This is a genomic window from Spirillospora sp. NPDC048823 (assembly GCF_043198445.1).
Classification (GTDB): Bacteria; Actinomycetota; Actinomycetes; order Streptosporangiales; family Streptosporangiaceae; genus Spirillospora.
The window spans coordinates 165,339-181,908 of sequence record NZ_JBICUT010000017.1 but is presented as its reverse complement, the minus strand read 5'-3'; the positions used below and the strand labels follow the sequence as shown (position 1 = coordinate 181,908).

Sequence of the window (16,570 nt, the reverse complement as noted above, 5' to 3'; positions counted from 1 at the left end):
GCCTGCCAGCCCTGGAAACCAGCGCCGCACAGCGCTGACCAGCGGCGACTCGCCGGCGATCACAGCCGTGTGTCTACGAACTGCGGAACGCGGGTACATCGCTCGAACGACTTCCGCTCATCGCGCTCGAACGCTTCGGGGCAGATGAGGGCGTTGTGCGTACGCGGGGAGTCTTTCAGGGTCTATTCCTTGACCGCTTGCAGGGTGTAGCTGGCGGCCAGCCGTTCGGGGTGGCGGCTCAGGCGCCATTCGCCGGTCTCGTCCATGGTCATGTGTCCGGGCAGGGCATGCCAGGGAACGCTGTCGTGCTCGGTCAGGCCGGTCACCCGCATTCCGGCTGCGAGCAGCGCGGTGATGGTCTCGCCGAGTCCATGGTTCCATTCGTGGGTGAGAGTGTGGGTGAACATGGTCTCGGTCTGCACGTAGGTCCCGGGCTCCTCGGAGATCACCGGCTCGGCAGTTTCGAAATAGGGGTAACGCAGGCCGGGCGGGCTGGCGGTCTCGTCCAGTGCGAACAGCATGGGGGTGGCCGCTCGCGGATGAACAATCGGCCACCCGGTCGCAGCAGGTCGGCGACGACGCGGGCCCATCGCGCCACGTCCGGCAGCCAGATCAGGCACCGATCCCGGTGTAGACCAGATCGAAGCCCTCGCGGCCGAAGACTTCGACGGCGTCATAGAGCTGTGCATGACGGAAGTCGATGGTGCTGCCCGTGCCGGCGGCCAGTCGCCGCGCCTGATGCAGCGCGGCCGCGGAGAAGTCCAGGCCGCTCATGGTGGCACCCAGGCGCGCCAGGGACACGGTGTCGGTGCCGATGTGGCATTGCAGGTGCACGGCACGCAGCCCGGTCAGATCGCCGAGACGGGTGCGGTCGAACCGGACGACGCCACTGAGGTGCCCGGGGTCGTTGATGAACCGATCGAATTCGTAGTCGGGGGAATCGGCATGTGCCTGGGCCCGTTCGTCCCAGTTGGCTTTGTTGATCGCCACGTAGTCGTCCACACCAGTACTGTGCCAGCGCGCCAGGTCCTGACCCAACGGATATCCGTCTGCCCGCACACAGCCACCCGCAGCAGGCACCGGTGCGGCCGCACCTCGTTGCCGGCCGTATCGCGCGCACCCTTCTCAGGTCCGAGTACGCGGTATGCGGCAGGAGAGTGCATTACAGCAGCAGTTGTGTGCGGCAGGCCGAGGCGACGGCTGCCTGGTGGCTTCGTTTCTCATGGCGTGCGGGTCGTCACGGATTATTAGCCGGGGGTCATGGGAGTGGTTCGTAGAACGAGTCGACGGCGGGTTGGCCGGTGTAGTTGGGGCCGGCTTGATCGTCGGCTCCGAGATAGCGGTACGGGAACCGGGTCTGTGTGCATCCGCGGCGGGAGATGCGGCGGCGGGCGGAGTCGTAGGCGAACCCTTGGGTGCGCAGGTGGGCGGTGAGGCGTCGTCCGGTGGGGGTGCCGTCCGCACGGCGGACCGAGCGGGCGTCGAAGTTGGCGATGAAGAGCCCGTCGCTGGTGAGCCAGGATGCGATGCGGCTCAGGACGCCGAGTTTGTCGCCCACGTAGTGCAGCCCATGGACGCAAGTGATCAGGTCGAAGCGGCCGTCAGGGATCCACTGGGATACCGAGCCGCTGATCAAGCGCAAGAATGGGGGAAAGCTGCTTGAGACGAAGTCGTCCACGAGGTCCAGCCCGGTGATCTGGGCCTGTGCGGTCAGGCCGCGATCGGCGAGAAGGCCGGCCGCTTCGGCTGGTGCCCGTCCGGTCCCGCAGCACACGTCCAGCCACCGTACGGGCGTTACCGTGCTGGCGCGGGTGCTCAACTCGGCCATGACGTCGATACCGAGTTCCCGACCGTAGCCGTTGGAGCCGCTGAGGGACCGTTCGCGATTCATCGTGCAGTTCGCCACGACCGACGAGTTCGCCAGCGCCTCATCATCGAGCAACCGCGTCACTCCGGCATTGTGGCCCATCAGCGCATGAAGCGCGGCATGGCCTCGGCCATCGCTCGGTCTGCGGCGAATGGCGTTTCGTGGCATGATCGCGGCATGTCCGCCGAGAGCACCCCGGATGCCGAGGACGTCGAAGAACTGGTGGCGCGAGTGGCCGACGCGGCCCGAGCCGCCTTCACCGAGGCCAGGGAGAAACACCCGGACGACTCGTTCTACTGCTTCGCGCTGTTCACCGACGCGTTCGCCGCCTACGTCCTGCCGACCTGCATGTCCGAGGGAGGACTGGCGCAGGTGGCGCGCCATTACGCCGAGGAGTCCGGCCGCCCGCTGGACGAGGAGGCGGCGTCCCTGCGGTGGGCTCCGGTGGACTCGCCGCACCACATGCTCGGCGAGGAGCACTTCGACGGGGTGCTGGAACTGCTGCAGAGCCGGGGCGACCCCTGGCAGCTGGTTGACAAGGACGAACGCGACGACGAGGAGTTCGACGACGAGGTGAACCTGCGGTTCGAGGCGTGCTTCCGTGCCCTGGCCCTGCTGGACGACGAGGGCTTGTTCGGATCCGGAACCGTCCGCGAACAGGTGGTCGTCAATGTCCTGCAGGGCGACCAGAGCGACCGGTCCATCCTGGGCAACGCGCGACGGCTCAACCCGCCCGCCGCAGCCGAGCGGCTGGCACGCGACCTGGACATCCCCGTACCGGTCGGCGACTTCGCCACGCTCGGGTCCACCGGCGCCTACCAGGTCAGCGGGCTGGCGTACGCGGCGGAGGCGGGACGCCTGGTCGCGTGCGGCTCCGGCGGGGAACTGTACGCCTGGGACCTGGACGGTGACCACGAGCTCCTCGCGACCCGGCACGACTCCTCGTACTGGGAGGTCGTGATCTCATCGGACGGCCGGACCGTGCTGTTGAACGACCACAAGCGGGTGCGGCGCATCGGCCTGCCCGAGGGCACCGGTCACGACACGGCTGTGGAGAACGCCTGGACGATCGCGCTGTCGCCGTCCGGTGCCACCGTGGCCGCCGGCATCGACGGCTCCGTCAGGGCGTTCGACCTGGCCGCCGGAGGTGAGCTGTGGCGGTTGGAGGGTGCCGCGTCCTGCCTGCGGTTCTCCGGTGACGGGGCGTTGCTGGCGGTGGCCGCCGATCGCGCGTTGGGAGGCGTCGTGCTGGTGGACGCGGCGGACGGGACGCCCCGCCAGGAACTGATCGCCACCGAATCGGGGACCGAGCACCGCCTGGCCTGGTCCGCCGACAGCCAGATCCTGGCCACGGGAGAATGCCGGTCCCGGCGGATCCGCCTGTGGCGTCGCGCCCCGGACGGCTTCACTGCTGGACCCGTCCTCGGGCCACCACCGCACCACGGTCCCGCGGACGGATACGACGACGAACTACGCGATCTGGCCTTCTCGCCGGACGGCGGCCTGCTTGCCTGCGCGCACTCCAACGGCGACGTCCACCTGTGGAACGCCGGCACCGGCCGGCATGTCCGTCATCTGCGCGGCCTGCAGGAATCGATGGCCGTCGTCGCGTTCCTCGACGACCACAGGCTGGCCGCCGCCGGGCGTGACGTCGAATCCGGCCCGCCCGTCTATGTGTGGCCGCTGAACCGCTGACACCGGCCCGCAGCACCATGCGGAGACAGACGATTCCGGCGACCGCCCGGAACGGCTCCGCGGCCGATCCGGACATGATCACCATTCGGCCTCCACGCGCAGGAGGGCTGTGGCGCTGTCCTGGTAGGCGTTCTGGACCCGCTGTCGTTTCCGTCCAAGACGGCCCCGTGCCTGCGATCTAGTGTGAACCCTGCAGCTCGCCCGACCATGAGGAGAAAGCGTTATGCGTGACCTTGTCTACACCGGTTTCATGTCGCTCGACGGCGTGGTGGACTCCCCCGGCGGAGGACCTGATGAGGAGCACCGCAGCGGCGGCTGGGTGTTCAAGGATCTCGAGTTCGTCCCGGAAGCCTGGTCGCTGAAGGGCGAGGAGCTCGCCGACACGACGGCGCTGATGTTCGGCCGCCGCAGCTACGAGGCGTTCGCGCCGGTCTGGCCCGCATCGGAGGACCACGCCGACTACAAGGAACTGCCCAAGTACGTGGTGTCGACCACGCTGCGCGACGACGCCCTTGTCGAGGGGTGGGGGCCGACGACGATCCTGCGCTCGACCGAGGACGTCGCCGCGCTGAAGGAGAGCGAGGGCGGCGCGATCTTCATCCACGGGAGCGCGGAACTGGCGCGGCGGCTGTCGGACGAGGGCCTGATCGACCAGTACAACCTGCTCGTCTTCCCCGTCCTGCTCGGTGCCGGGAAGAGCATGTTCGGGCGGGCCGACCGCGACAAGCAGATGCTGACGCTCCGGGAGTCGGAGAGCTACCCGAACGGGATCCTGAAGCTGGTCTACGACCTCAAGCGCTGATCCAGGTCGAGGCCGATCGCGCCGCCGGCGCCCTCGCGCAGCTGCCCGACGGTCCGTCCGACGTAGGAGCGCAGCGCCCGGGCCAGGTGCGGCTCGTCGAAGTAGTCGAGCTTGGCGACGACGAGGGCGGCCGGATCGCCGGCCGCCAGCGACCCCGCCGCCGTGCGGGCCCGCTCGATCTGCCGGATGGCGCCCCGTGTCAGCCCTGTCGCGGCGCGGAAGCGGCGTTCGACCGTGCGCGGCGAGACGTCCGGGCGGTGACCCCGCAGCACCTGGGCGACGAGCGGGTCACCGACCACGATCCCGGCCCGGACGAGACGCTCGACCAGGGCCTCGGCGTCGTCGGGGCCGGGCGTCTCCCAGCGTGCGCCGTCCAGCCGGAACGTCCGGCGCGTGGTGTCGGGGAGTTCGACGCCCGCGTCGACCAGCGCGGGGGTGGGCACGGCCCGCAACGAGGTGCCCACCGCGAATTCGATACCCGTGAAGTTCGCGCCCTCCGGCACCGGCGCCATGCCGGTCCGGGTCTCGGGGCCGGTGATGGTCGCGTGCGCCCGGCCCTCCTGCTCACAGAACACCAGACCCCAGCGCACCCCTGCCACGGACGTCATCTCCGTGACCTGCTCGCTCGTGCAGGTCCAGACGGCGTCGACCCACGGCGAGTCGGACCGGCGCGTCCCGAAGCGCAGTTCCACGGACGCAGGATACGCCGCGTCGAACAGCCACGGCAGGTTCTTGACGGACCGGTCAACTATCGGCCATCTTGGGTGGGTGCCACGGACGAGCGACGCGCGGGAGCGGTTGGTGAGGGCCGCCGCACGGTTGTTCCTGACCCGCAGCTACCAGTCCGTGGGGGTGGAGGAGCTGTGCGCGGCCGCTGACGTGCGAAAAGGCAGCTTCTACCACTTCTTTCCCGCCAAGTCCGACCTGGCCAAGGCCGTCATCGACCACCATGCCGCCGCCCTGTGGGCCCGGCTTGAGCGGGCCCCCGGTGACGTGCCCGCCCGGGCGACGGCGTCCCCCGCGACGGCGGCGTCCGCCCACGGCGAGGTGGCTGCGCGGCTGCACGCGATGGCCGACGCGGTGGGGGAGATCCAGGCGGGGTTCGAGGACCGGTTCGGGCGTGTCGTCGGCTGCCCGTTCGGGAACCTGGCCGCCGAGCTGGCGACGACCGACGACGGGCTGCGTGAGCATCTCGCCGGGGTGTTCGCCGAGTGGGAGCGGCGGCTCGCGGTGGTGTGCCGCGCGGCGGCCGACCGGGGAGCGCTGCGCGGCGGCGTCGACCCCGGCCTTCTGGCCAAGATCCTCCTGGCCCAGTTCCAGGGCATGATCCTTCTGGCCAAGACGGGCCGGTCGGAAGCGTCGGAGATTCCCCGGGCGCTGCACCAGGTGATCGCCGCCAACCTCCGGGAGGACCTGTGACCGCAGAGGTCGATTTCCATTTCGACCCGATGTGCCCGTTCGCCTACGCGACCTCGGTCTGGCTGCGCGACGTCCGCGCCCAGCTCGGAATCACGGTGGGCTGGCGGTTCTTCAGCCTGGAAGAGGTCAACCGGGCGGAGGGCAAGAAGCACCCCTGGGAGCGGCCGTGGTCCTACGGCTGGTCGCTGATGCGGATCGGCGCGCTGCTGCGACGCCGCGACATGGCGGCGCTCGACGCGTGGTATTCCCTGATCGGCGCGGAGCTGCACGTACGGGGCGGCAAGCCGCACATGCCCGACGTCGCGCGGCGGCTGCTGGACGAATCGGGCTTCGGCGCCTCGACATTGGACGAGGCCCTGGCCGACGAGGGAACCCACGAGGACGTCCTGGCCGATCATCAACGGGTCGTGGACGCCGGCGGCTACGGCGTGCCCACCCTGGTGTTCCCCGACGGCCAGTGCCTGTTCGGCCCGGTACTGATCGACCCGCCCGCCGGCGACCGCGCCGTGCGGCTCTGGGAGATCGTCACCGGGATGCTGGAGTTCCCCGACCTGTACGAGATCCAGCGGCCCAAGGGCGTCGCGGAGCGGCAGCGGATCCACCGGTCGCTCCAGCCCTACCTCGCGGGCCGTGACTGGATCAGCATCGACCGCGGCAAGACGATCGAGTTCCCCGACGATTCCCGGACGGGCGGTGCGGCATGACCCAGGAACCCGGCAAGCAGCAGGTGACCGACGTGCTCGTCGGCGAGTGGGAGGTCTTGGACCGGCTGCTCACCGGCCTTTCCCCGCAGGACTGGATCCGGCCGACCTGCCTGCCGGGCTGGCGGGTGACCGACGTCGTGGCCCACCTGATCGGGACCGAGTCGATGCTCGCCGGTGAGCAGGCGCCCGCCACCGACGCCGATGTCAAGGCGCTGCCCCACGTACGCAACGACATCGCGGCCGTCAACGAGCAGTGGGTCGAGGCCATGCGCGGCGAGGAGCCCGCCGCGATGCTGGCGCGGTTCCGAGGCATCACGTCCCGCCGGGCCGAGATGCTGGCCGCGATGTCCGAGGCGGACTTCGCCGCGCCGAGCTGGACCCCCGCCGGCCAGGCGACCTACGGCCGGTTCATGCAGATCAGGATCTACGACTGCTGGATGCACGAACAGGACATCCGCGACGCCGTCGGCACGCCCGGCAACGAGGACGGCCCGGCTGCCGAAGCCGCCCTCGACGAAGCGGCCCGCTCGATGGGCTACGTCATCGGCAAACGCGCCGCGGCCCCCGACGGCAGCACCGTTCTCATCGACCTCACCGGACCCGTCCGGCGGAGCATGACCGTCAAGGTCGACGGGCGTGCGCGGCTGGCCGCCGCCGGCGCCGAACCGCCGACCACGGCACTTCACCTGCCCTCGACGTTGTTCCTGCGGCTGTGCGGCGGTCGTCTCACCACGCACGCCGCCGTCGAGATGGACGGCGACCGGCAGCTGGGCCGCCGCATCGTGGACAACCTGGCCTTCACCATCTGAACGCCGCGGCTCCACGGCCGGACGCGGCCTACCGGCAGGAGCGGATGTTCGCTCGCGGCGTCCTGAGCGGCCGTCAGAAGTCAGGCTTTACGAGGACGTGGGTCTCTTCCAGGGACCAGGCGCCGTGGCCTCCGGTGATCTGGAGAAGTGTGCGGGAGCGGAGTTGGATCTCGGTGTCGCCGTCCGGGAGTGCGAGCGTCCGGGAAGGGGTCAGGGCGGCGTCGAGGTGCAGGAGGCCGAAGGCGTCTCCGCTGCGGAACAGCACAGGTCCCGGCGGGCCCAGGTAGCGCACCACTGCGGTTCGGTCGCCCGCGATGGAGTGCTCGAACGGGCGGACGTGGCCGGTGGGCGGGACGGTGATGGCGTCCTGCTCCGCGGCTTGGGCGAGGGCGTCCACGTCGGCCTGTTCCAGGGGCGTCACGTCGATCCGCCAGTCCGCCCCCGCGGTTCTCACCTGGATCACCGCCCGCGCCGGGACGGCGAATGTGCTCCGGCCCGGCGGGGACTCGTTCCCCGGTAGCGGGCTGAGCACGGCGGTGGACGCGAGCGGGTCGCAGCCGTGGAGCGCGGCCAGGTCCGGCCCGTGCAAGTGGATCTGATGGGGCTGCCCACCTGGGCAGGTCACGACGGCGATTCCAGCCGGTCCCCGGTAGTCGAGCACTTCGGGGCCGCTGCCCGTGGCCGAAGCGGTGAACCGGCGTGCGCGTTCCGGTCCGCTGACCGTGACGGTCCACCGGCCCTGGGACTCGACGTACAGGAACCTCTTCGTGAGCGCCTTGTCCGATACCAGCCGGTCGTCCAGGACGATCATTGCGGGTGGGGCTCCAGGGCCGCACACCGCGACCGGGGTTCCCTGGCCGAACTCGGTACGTCGAAGCCAGGCCTGCAGCGTCCCGGAGCCCTGATTCCCGAACTCGGCCAGCACCGGCCGGGGAAGCCGTCCCTTGATCTTGACGCGGGTACCGCCGACGCCACGGTGTGTGCGGACCGTGCCGTAATGAGCGTGATCGACCGGCTCCAACGCCGGCGGCGGGAGTGTCTCGCCCTCCGCCAGCCAGTGGTCGAGTTCGGTGGCCACCCTGCGGGGCTCCTTCACCCGAAGGCACAGCCGGCGGACCCGATGCCCCCGCTGAGGCATGCCCGTCCGCGGATCCAGATCCTTCAGCGTCAACATGACCCAGAACCAGTTGCCCCACCTCAGCCGACGCGCGGGGAGGGAAATGTCGTCCCGCATCCGAAGGACGAGGTTGAGCTCCTCGTGGAACGGTGTCAGCTGGGCCACGTCCTCCTCGACCTGGTACGGCCGCGGCTCGTCGCCGTAGCGGACCGCCGTGATCGCGGTGCGCGGGATCCGCAGCACCTTCCACAGCAGCAGCGCGTCCCAGATGACGATCTCATCGTCGGTCACCCACATCCGGGGCCGTGCCAGAACCAGCCTGAGCGTCTGGATCGCGACGCCCCCCAGGACGAGCGCGAAGAGCAGCGACCACGAGCCCGCGGCCAGCTCGGCCTGGGTGGTCTCCTTGTTGAACTCGACCCAGATCAGACCGAACAGCGGCAGTGACGCCGCCAGTGTGAGCAGGCCGACCGCCCCGGCCAGGGTCCGCCTCTTGGACCTGGCCATCTTCACCCTGATCGTGGAGGAACCGGGCCGCGCGGACCAGCCCCACCGGTCTGGGTCGGCCAGGTCGCGCAGCGCGAAGCGGCCGCGTTCCCCCGCCTGCCGTCTCCGCGACGCGGGAGAAGCTCGCGTCCAGTAAACGCCCCACAGCACCATGGCGTTCAACCCCACCCCGAGGCCTCCGGTCATGGCGGTGAGGATCCCGATGCTGACCGGCTGCCCCCACTCCGGCGATCCGCCCTGCACGTGGACGAAGTTCCCCGAACCGACGTCGAGGGCGGGAATCGCCTCCCCGGCGTGAAAAGAACGACCGCCGTCGCCCCTCAGCTCAACTCGCCCGACGGCGAACTGAAAGAGGCTGTCGGTCGTGAACGTGCCGTACCAGGAACATCCGCCTCGTCCGCACACCCTTGAGTGCGCGGTGAACGTGCCTGCAACCCCCTCGCCTCTCGCGGCGCGGCCGGTGGCCGCGACCTCCTCCGCCAGGACGCCGAAGAGGAAGGTCCAGACCATCAGCAGCCCGATGCCGATCAGGACCTGGGTGACGGCGAAACGCCCGACGGCCTTGAGGCCGTATCTCTTCGCGGCCCGGTCGACCTCGCGTTCTCCGCTCATCCCCGCACCGTCCAGACCGCCGCCCAGGCCCGAGCCGGACGGCACATTTCCGGACTTAAGGATCACACAGCCGTGGCAGGAAGACCGAACCGCGCCGACACCTTGCCTGATGCCCAAACCGGTTGGACTGGGACATATCGGGTACGGCATGCCTGAACCTGAAATATTGGACTATCACCTGGTCAGAGGGGGATTCTCATGGCTGGGAAACTGCGAGCGCCCCGCAGCCGCGGCATGCTCAGCGGGCTGCTGCTGGTGCTCCTCGCACTCTGGGGCGGGCTCATTCCGTTCATCGGCCCCTACTTCGACTTCGGCTTCGGTTCGAGTGATGCGTGGGTCTACAGCGCCGACCGCCTGGTGCTGTCCATCCTTCCGGCGATCGCCGTCGGCATCGGCGGACTGATCCTGATGTTCGCGGCGAACCGGCCCATCGCCCAGTTCGGCGGCTGGCTGGCCGTCCTCGGCGGCCTCTGGTTCGTCGTCGGCACCACGATCGCCGCGCTCTGGAACATGGGCGTGGGATCGCCGCTCGGCGGCGAGGGACGGCAGGTCGCCGAACGGCTGTCGTTCTTCGAGGGCCTCGGCAGCGTCATGGTCCTGCTGGCAGGGCTGGCGCTGGGACGATTCCTGGTGGTCGGCGTCCGCGAGGTACGGCGGGCGGAGAGGGAGCGCCGCCCCGTCGATGACCGTGTCGGTGCGGATGACCGTGTCGGCGCCGGTGATCGTGTCCGCGCGGATGATCGTGTCGGCGCGGATGACCGCGTCGGGGCCGATGACCGCCCGGAGGCGACCGCCGTCCCGTCGCAGCGGACCAGGCGGGGCCCCTTCCACCTCGGACGGCAGAAGGTGGGCGCCTCGTCAGGGAAGGAGCGGCACACCACGCCTCCGCGAAGAGACTGACAACATCCGCGACCGGCGTTCGGCCCGCAGCCCTCGATCGAAGAGGGCGGCGGGTCGCACTTGTCCGCAGCAGGTAGGCCGCAGACGCGCTGTCCACGGGCCGCGTCGACGCCACGGCCCTTCCCTCATGCTCGTTCGCGTTCGGCGCGGCGCCATCGCTGCGGGGTGATGCCGTAGCGGTTGCGGAAGCGGCGGACGAGATAGGTGGCATCGCGCAGGCCGGTCCGGGCGGCCACGGCGTCGAGCGGCAGGTCGGTCTCGCGCAGCATCCGCCGGACTTCGATCATGCGCCGTTCGGTGATCCATTCGAGCAGTGGGCGGCCGGTGCGCCGGCGGAGCACGGTCGTGAGGTGTCCGGGCGTGTAGCCCAGCGTGCGGGCGACATCCGCGGCGGAGACCGGTTCGCGGAATGTCGCCTCGATCTCGGCGAAGACCTGCTCGACGAGTGGGTCCGGCGTACCCGGAGCGCGGGGCGCCAGTCGCGCGGCCGCGACCAGGAGACGGGTGAGCGCGGCGGCGATGGCCTCGCGGGCCCCGAGACGGCCCGGGTCGGCGAGTTCCTCGGCAAGGTCGGTCAGCCACGCCGACCAGTTCGCCTGGTCGGGGCCGTCGACCCGGCCGCGCCCCGCACCGGGGGCGAACAGGGCGAGAAGGGGATGGTGCGTCCAGGCCAGTGGGGAGACCGAGGCCAAGGCGGGGACGGCGTCCGGTGTGAACGCGACCGACCACGCGCGGCCGCGGGCGAGTTCGGTGACGGTCGTGACGCCGATGACCTGCCCGGGTGACACGGCGTGGACCTCGCCGGCGCGCAGCGGCCTTTCGGTGCCGTCGATGGTGACCGAGCCCGCACCTTCTTCGATGTACACCAGGACGAGGAAGTCGTGGGCGTGCCGGTGGCCGGCCGGGAGGCCGGCGTGGGCGGCTCGGGCGTCGAAACGGGTCACCGAGACGGCGGGCACGCCGGGGCGCTGCTGGTGGCGGTAGACGGGCGTCCCGTCGAGCCGCACCGTGCGCAGCCGCGACCGGGCGCCCACCGAGGCACCGCCCGAAGAATGTCCCATGGTTTCCAACTTATGTCCTGCTCCGTAACCGCGGAATGTCCAAGACTGAGAGATGACGGCACCCGGTCTGCCGCGGCCACCGCGCGCAGACCGGCCATCGAACTGCGCAAGGGGCACCCATGGCGACTTCAACCCACGTACGCATCTTCGACCAGCGAACCCCGCAGGAGCGGGACCGCCCGTTCCTGCCGGGTGCGGGCAAGACCTGGCTCCTCCCGTTCTACGACGCCTTCACCCGGGTGGCCGGCGTCCGCGCACTGCACGAGCGGGCTGTCGAGCTCGCCGTGATCGAGCCCGGGCACGCGGTGGCCGACATCGGCTGCGGCACGGGCAACCTCTCGTTCACCGTGCTCGCCGCCCAGCCGGGCGCGCGGGTGACCGGCCTCGACCCCGACGGGGCCGCCCTGCGCAGGGCGGCGCGCAAGGCGCGCCGCCGCGGCGTCGCTCTCACCCTCGTCCAGGGATACGCCGACCGGATCCCCGCCCAGGACGCCACGCTCGACCACGTGATCTCGTCGCTGGCCCTGCACCACATCGACGACGACGGCCGGAGCGCGTTCGCGCGCGACGCGCTGCGTGCCCTCCGGCCGGGCGGGCGGGTCACCGTCGTCGACTTCGGCGGCCCCTCGTCCGACGCCGGGGACGCCGACCACACCGCGCGCGGCCACGGCCCGGCCCACGCCCTGCGGCACTTGCCCCGCCCCCTGCGTTCCCGGGTGGCGCACAGCCCGGTTGCGGCCCGCGACCATGGCGACGGCATCGTCGCGCTGCTCACCGAGACCGGGTTCGGCGACGCCCGGGAGGTCGCGCACGCCGACCACAGGTTCGGCCGGATCACCTTCGTGCAGGCGACCCGCCCTTGAACTGAACCGCGCCCTGTTCGTCGGTCGCGCGCCGCGGCGGGCACGCTGCTCACCGTCTGACCCCGAAGCGGCGCGAACGCCGGGCGGCGCGGAACCGGCGGACGATCAGAAAGTGATGGCGACCTTGCCCCGGGCGTGCCGTTGCTCGATGTAGCGCAGCGTTTCGGGGATCTCGGCGAACGGGTAGGTCCGGTCGATGACGGGTGCGATCTGTTCCTTTGACCAGGACCCGCTGCCCGGCGGCGATCCTCCCCGCGTCGCGCAGCCCGTGCAGCGCGGTGTGCGCCGACCGCCGTCGTAGGCTGAGGTTCGCCCGTGATGGACAGGAGGCCGAGGTGACCGAGACGACGCCGACCGAGACGGCGGTGGCCGAGGTGATGGCCGAGCTGGCCACGCTCGAGGACCCGAAGGCGCGCGCCGTGAACGAGAAGCACGGTGACGATCACGGTGTGAACCTCAGCAGGCTGCGCGCCGTCGCGAAACGGCTGAAAACGCAACAGGAACTCGCGCGCCGGCTCTGGGAGACAGGTGACACGGCGGCGAGACTGCTGGCGACCCTGATCTGCCGCCCGAAGGCGTTCGAGCGTGACGAGCTGGACGTCATGCTGCGCGAGGCGCGCACACCCAAGGTGCACGACTGGCTCGTGAACTACGTGGTGAAGAAGAACCCGCACTCCGAGGAACTGCGCCTGGCCTGGGCCGCCGATCCCGATCCGGTGGTCGCGAGTGCCGGCTGGGCGCTGACCACCGAACGCGTGACGAAGAAGCCCGAGAGTCTCGACCTCACGGGACTGCTCGACGTCATCGAGACGGAGATGAAGGACGCCCCGGATCGCCTGCAGTGGGCGATGAACCACTGCCTGGCCCAGATCGGGATCGACCACGCCGAGCACCGCGCCCGTGCGATCGACATCGGTGAGCGCCTGGAGGTGCTCAAGGACTACCCGACCTCCCCGGGCTGCACGTCACCGTTCGCGCCCGTCTGGATCACCGAGATCGTCCGCCGCCAGGACGGCAAGTAGGAGGGTTCGCGCGCACGGAACCGGTTCCGCCAAATCGTCTTCCTGTGGCGGGTGTCGGGCTTCAGCGGGTCTGCGGGGTGCCGTAGGCGGCCAGGAAGACGCGGACGGCCTCGTCGGCGTAGCCTTCGAGCTCTTCCGGGGCGAACTCGGTGGCGTCGCCGTGGAACATCGCCTTGTTCAGCGGGATGGACAGGATCAGCCAGTTGAAGTGCTGGGCGGCCAGCATCGGGTCGTCCATGCGCAGGAGCCCCCGCCGGGCGAGCGCGCGGAACTGCTCGGCGAAGCCGGCGTGCCCGCGCTCGGGCCCGTTGGCGTACCACGTCCGGGCCAGTTCGGGGAAACGCTCGGCTTCGGCGATGATGATGCGCCGCAGCCGCACCAGGTGCGGTTGGGTCACCTCGACGATGTGCCTGCGCGCGAACCGCCGGAGGTCCTCCTCCAGGTTCTCGCTGTCGCCCAGCGCCGTGACCATCTCATGGGTCAGCATCTCGGTGTCGCTGATGTCACCGGTGATGATCGCGGTGAACAGCCGCTTCTTGTCGGCGAAGTGCTTGTAGATGGTCTGCTTGGACACTGCGGCGAGCGCGGCCACTTCGTCCATGCTGGCGCCGCCGTACCCCTTGCGCAGGAACACCGTGCGGGCCGCTTCGATGATCGCCCGGCGCTTCCTGGCGGATCGGCCCTGCTCAGCGGGCCCGCCGTCCCCGGAAACCTTCTGGACCGCCCCCTGGGCCGGCTCTTCGATGACTGCCTCCTCTGACGAACGTGGACCCAACAGTACTGGACGGCCCAGTACTCAACTCAGTACTGTACCGTCTAGTTCTAGAGCGAGGAGAACCGATGACGGCCGAACATCGAACGACGTCCAAGGACGGAACGGAGATCGCCTTCGAGCGGACCGGTGCCGGGACGCCGCTCGTCCTGGTCTCCGCGGCGCTGCAGGGCCGGGCGACCTACCGGCCGCTCGCCGAAGCGCTCTCTGGGCACTTCACCGTGTTGAACTACGACCGGCGGGGCCGCGGAGGCAGCGGCGACACCGCACCGTACGCGGTCGAGCGCGAGATCGAGGACCTCGGAGCGGTCATCGCCGAGGCGGGCGGGACGGCCTCGGCGTACGGCCATTCCTCCGGTGCGGCCCTCGTCCAGCACGCGGCGGCGTACGGCCTTCCGATCGACAAGATCGTGCTGCACGAGCCGCCCTTCGGATCCGGAACCGAGGAGGAGCGGCAGGCCGAACGGCAGGAGGCGGAGCGGATCTCTGCGCTGCTGGCCCGCGGTCGCCACGGCGATGCGGTCCGGACGTTCCTGGAGCCGATGGGGCTGCCACCGCAGGTGCTCGACGACCTCAGCCGCGACGCCGCCATGCGGGCTCACGCACCCACGCTCCGCTACGACCCCTTCGAGGTCATGAGCGAGTACAGCCGGGGCGGACGGACACCGGCCGAGCAGGCCGCGGGCGTCACCACGGCCGCACTCGTCCTGGCCGGCGGGGCGAGCCCCGAATGGATGATCGAAGCCGCCCGGCGGATCGCGGACGCGCTGCCGAAGGGACGCCTTCACATTCTGCAGGACCAGGAACACGTCGTGCAGCCCGAGATCCTCGCACCGGTCCTGACCGACTTCCTCACCGGGTGATCATGGCAGCGCCGTTCGAATGGCGTGCGGCCTACGCTGAGGCCATGCCCGACGACGAGAGCCGGCCCGCCCGGGTCGAGGACGTACACGAGCTCGCTCTGGCCATGCCGCATGTCACCGTCTATCCGGGAACCGACGACAATCCGGTCTACCAGGTGGGCGGGAAGTCGTTCGTCTTCTTCCGCAATCCGCGACCCGACGCGGTCGATCCCGAGACCGGGGAACGCTACCGGGATGTCATCGTCTTCTGGGTCGCGTCCGAAGAGGACAAGCAGGCATTGGTGCAGGACGAGGCGTCACCGTTCTTCACCACCGCGCATTTCAACGGCCACCTGTCCGTGCTGCTGCGGGCGGGACGCATCGGCGAGCTCACCCGGAACGAGCTGGCGGAAATAGTTCAGGACGCGTGGTTGTCGCGCGCGTCAGCCCGCCGGGCCGCCGCCTGGCTCGACGCCCATCCCCCGACGTGATCACCGTCCCGCCACGAACCCGGAGCCGGCGGACGGGCCGACGTCGAGAAGTACCCTTGGCCCGTGTTCTCGTCTCAAGGCCCGTCTCTGCGCGAGCTGGCGATCCAGTCGCTGTCCTCGGTCGAGCGCGGCTACGACCTGCTCGCACCCAAATTCGATCACACGCCCTTCCGCACCCCCGACCGCGTCCTTGACGCGACCGCCGACGCGCTGCGTCCACTCGGGCCGTTCGGCGAGGGGCTGGACGTGTGCTGCGGCACCGGCGCGGGCATGCGGGTCCTCCGGCCGCTGTGCCGAGGACGGGTCACGGGCGTCGACTTCAGCGGCGGCATGCTCGCACAGGCGCGCGAAGCACATCCGGACGCCGAATGGGTACGGGCCGACGTCCGGGCGCTGCCCTTCACCGAGGCCTTCGACCTCGCCGTCAGCTTCGGGGCGCTCGGGCACCTGCTGCCCGCCGAACGGCCCGCGCTCTTCGCCGGGGTGCACCGCGCGCTGCGTCCCGGCGGGCTCTTCGCCTTCCCGATCGGGGCGCCGCCGCCCCCCACGTCCGCCTGGTACTGGGCGCTGCTCGGATTCGACCTGGCCATGCGGGTCAGGAACGCGGTGTGGCGTCCCCCGTTCGTCATGTACTACCGCACCTGCCCGCTCAACGCGGTCCGCGACGACCTGGCGGCAGCCGGATTCACCGTGACGACGGTCCCCTTGAAGGCCCTGGGGCGACGCGAGGACGGCAGTCCGCGCGGCCGTCTCATCCTCGCGCGCAAAGCCGGCACCCCCGACTGACGCGGACGCCGTCGGACGGCACCCGATCGCGGTCTCAGCCGGGGGCGGCCCGGGTGGGGCCGGTTCGATCCAGCCATTCGGCCAGCAGGGCGCGCGCCACCTGTCGAAAGCGGGCACACCGTTCACGGCGCTGCGGAACGGCTTCTACGCCGACACCACCGCCCGGCCGTGAACGCTCCCCCGAAGGCCCCGGGCGGCACCGCCTGCCGCGGGCCTGGAGATCCACCGGCGCGTCGGGCCATGGCACCGCCCGGTCGTCTCGCGCTTGCCTGGGCAGACGAGGCGACCGGGCTCGCCCGGC

At 70.5% G+C, this 16,570-nt stretch carries 19 protein-coding genes; 11 read left to right on the top strand and 8 right to left on the bottom strand.

The window, feature by feature from the left end:
- Positions 1–182: 182 nt before the first annotated feature.
- The 3 genes from ACGFK0_RS31460 to ACGFK0_RS31450 form a co-directional block, all read right to left on the bottom strand.
- On the bottom strand, positions 183–521 hold the full coding sequence (locus tag ACGFK0_RS31460) for a hypothetical protein (RefSeq protein ID WP_392911443.1): 339 nt from the start codon (positions 519–521) through the stop codon (positions 183–185).
- Between the two features lie 91 nt (positions 522–612).
- Entirely contained in the window at positions 613–1,002 is a 390-nt protein-coding gene (locus ACGFK0_RS31455; protein WP_392911441.1) for a class I SAM-dependent methyltransferase, read from the bottom strand.
- 256 nt (positions 1,003–1,258) lie between these two features.
- Positions 1,259–1,951, bottom strand: a complete 693-nt coding sequence (locus ACGFK0_RS31450; RefSeq protein WP_392911439.1) for a class I SAM-dependent methyltransferase — start codon at positions 1,949–1,951, stop codon at positions 1,259–1,261.
- 93 nt (positions 1,952–2,044) lie between these two features.
- Between ACGFK0_RS31450 and ACGFK0_RS31445 the strand changes: the two genes are divergently transcribed.
- Positions 2,045–3,562 carry a DUF4303 domain-containing protein gene (locus ACGFK0_RS31445; RefSeq protein WP_392911437.1) on the top strand — a complete coding sequence of 506 codons (1,518 nt, stop codon included), beginning with the start codon at positions 2,045–2,047 and terminating at the stop codon, positions 3,560–3,562.
- Positions 3,563–3,785: 223 nt separating this feature from the next.
- Positions 3,786–4,364 carry a dihydrofolate reductase family protein gene (locus ACGFK0_RS31440; protein WP_392911435.1) on the top strand — a complete coding sequence of 193 codons (579 nt, stop codon included), beginning with the start codon at positions 3,786–3,788 and terminating at the stop codon, positions 4,362–4,364.
- Here the strand turns inward: ACGFK0_RS31440 and ACGFK0_RS31435 are convergent.
- Complete coding sequence (locus ACGFK0_RS31435; RefSeq protein WP_392911433.1) at positions 4,346–5,056, bottom strand: helix-turn-helix domain-containing protein; 711 nt, start codon at positions 5,054–5,056, stop codon at positions 4,346–4,348. The genes ACGFK0_RS31440 and ACGFK0_RS31435 overlap by 19 nt on opposite strands.
- A gap of 76 nt (positions 5,057–5,132) precedes the next feature.
- Here ACGFK0_RS31435 and ACGFK0_RS31430 point away from each other — a divergent pair, with 76 nt between their 5' ends.
- The 3 genes from ACGFK0_RS31430 to ACGFK0_RS31420 are packed head-to-tail and all read left to right on the top strand — an operon-like array spanning position 5,133 to position 7,296.
- The gene (locus ACGFK0_RS31430; RefSeq protein ID WP_392911431.1) at positions 5,133–5,783 is read left to right on the top strand and encodes a TetR/AcrR family transcriptional regulator; all 651 of its coding nucleotides are present in this window, start codon (positions 5,133–5,135) and stop codon (positions 5,781–5,783) included.
- The gene (locus ACGFK0_RS31425; RefSeq protein WP_392911429.1) at positions 5,780–6,487 is read left to right on the top strand and encodes a DsbA family protein; all 708 of its coding nucleotides are present in this window, start codon (positions 5,780–5,782) and stop codon (positions 6,485–6,487) included. Before ACGFK0_RS31430 ends, ACGFK0_RS31425 begins: the two co-directional genes overlap by 4 nt.
- Complete coding sequence (locus tag ACGFK0_RS31420) at positions 6,484–7,296, top strand: maleylpyruvate isomerase family mycothiol-dependent enzyme (protein WP_392911427.1); 813 nt, start codon at positions 6,484–6,486, stop codon at positions 7,294–7,296. Before ACGFK0_RS31425 ends, ACGFK0_RS31420 begins: the two co-directional genes overlap by 4 nt.
- Before the next feature lie 73 nt (positions 7,297–7,369).
- On the opposite strand, the gene ACGFK0_RS31415 is transcribed toward ACGFK0_RS31420, so the two are convergent.
- On the bottom strand, positions 7,370–9,532 hold the full coding sequence (locus tag ACGFK0_RS31415) for a hypothetical protein (RefSeq protein WP_392911425.1): 2,163 nt from the start codon (positions 9,530–9,532) through the stop codon (positions 7,370–7,372).
- Between the two features lie 198 nt (positions 9,533–9,730).
- Between ACGFK0_RS31415 and ACGFK0_RS31410 the strand changes: the two genes are divergently transcribed.
- Positions 9,731–10,432, top strand: a complete 702-nt coding sequence (locus ACGFK0_RS31410; RefSeq protein ID WP_392911423.1) for a hypothetical protein — start codon at positions 9,731–9,733, stop codon at positions 10,430–10,432.
- Positions 10,433–10,557: 125 nt separating this feature from the next.
- On the opposite strand, the gene ACGFK0_RS31405 is transcribed toward ACGFK0_RS31410, so the two are convergent.
- A complete protein-coding gene (locus ACGFK0_RS31405) occupies positions 10,558–11,493 on the bottom strand; it encodes a helix-turn-helix domain-containing protein (protein WP_392911421.1) in 936 nt (311 codons plus the stop codon).
- 119 nt (positions 11,494–11,612) lie between these two features.
- Between ACGFK0_RS31405 and ACGFK0_RS31400 the strand changes: the two genes are divergently transcribed.
- Complete coding sequence (locus ACGFK0_RS31400; protein WP_392911419.1) at positions 11,613–12,356, top strand: class I SAM-dependent methyltransferase; 744 nt, start codon at positions 11,613–11,615, stop codon at positions 12,354–12,356.
- Between the two features lie 105 nt (positions 12,357–12,461).
- Here the strand turns inward: ACGFK0_RS31400 and ACGFK0_RS31395 are convergent, their stop codons facing one another.
- Positions 12,462–12,566: a zinc-binding dehydrogenase gene (locus ACGFK0_RS31395; RefSeq protein WP_392911456.1), complete on the bottom strand. Its 105-nt coding sequence runs from the start codon at positions 12,564–12,566 to the stop codon at positions 12,462–12,464.
- Positions 12,567–12,733: 167 nt separating this feature from the next.
- Here ACGFK0_RS31395 and ACGFK0_RS31390 point away from each other — a divergent pair, with 167 nt between their 5' ends.
- Positions 12,734–13,378, top strand: coding sequence for a DNA alkylation repair protein (locus tag ACGFK0_RS31390; RefSeq protein WP_392911454.1), 645 nt, complete (start codon positions 12,734–12,736; stop codon positions 13,376–13,378).
- 61 nt (positions 13,379–13,439) lie between these two features.
- Here the strand turns inward: ACGFK0_RS31390 and ACGFK0_RS31385 are convergent, their stop codons facing one another.
- Positions 13,440–14,030 carry a TetR/AcrR family transcriptional regulator gene (locus tag ACGFK0_RS31385; RefSeq protein WP_392911452.1) on the bottom strand — a complete coding sequence of 197 codons (591 nt, stop codon included), beginning with the start codon at positions 14,028–14,030 and terminating at the stop codon, positions 13,440–13,442.
- A 188-nt stretch (positions 14,031–14,218) separates the two neighbouring features.
- Between ACGFK0_RS31385 and ACGFK0_RS31380 the strand changes: the two genes are divergently transcribed.
- From ACGFK0_RS31380 to ACGFK0_RS31370, 3 genes are all read left to right on the top strand, one after another.
- Positions 14,219–15,013: an alpha/beta fold hydrolase gene (locus tag ACGFK0_RS31380; protein ID WP_392911417.1), complete on the top strand. Its 795-nt coding sequence runs from the start codon at positions 14,219–14,221 to the stop codon at positions 15,011–15,013.
- Between the two features lie 44 nt (positions 15,014–15,057).
- On the top strand, positions 15,058–15,483 hold the full coding sequence (locus tag ACGFK0_RS31375) for an MmcQ/YjbR family DNA-binding protein (RefSeq protein ID WP_392911415.1): 426 nt from the start codon (positions 15,058–15,060) through the stop codon (positions 15,481–15,483).
- Between the two features lie 63 nt (positions 15,484–15,546).
- Entirely contained in the window at positions 15,547–16,269 is a 723-nt protein-coding gene (locus ACGFK0_RS31370) for a class I SAM-dependent DNA methyltransferase (protein WP_392911413.1), read from the top strand.
- Positions 16,270–16,570: the final 301 nt, after the last annotated feature.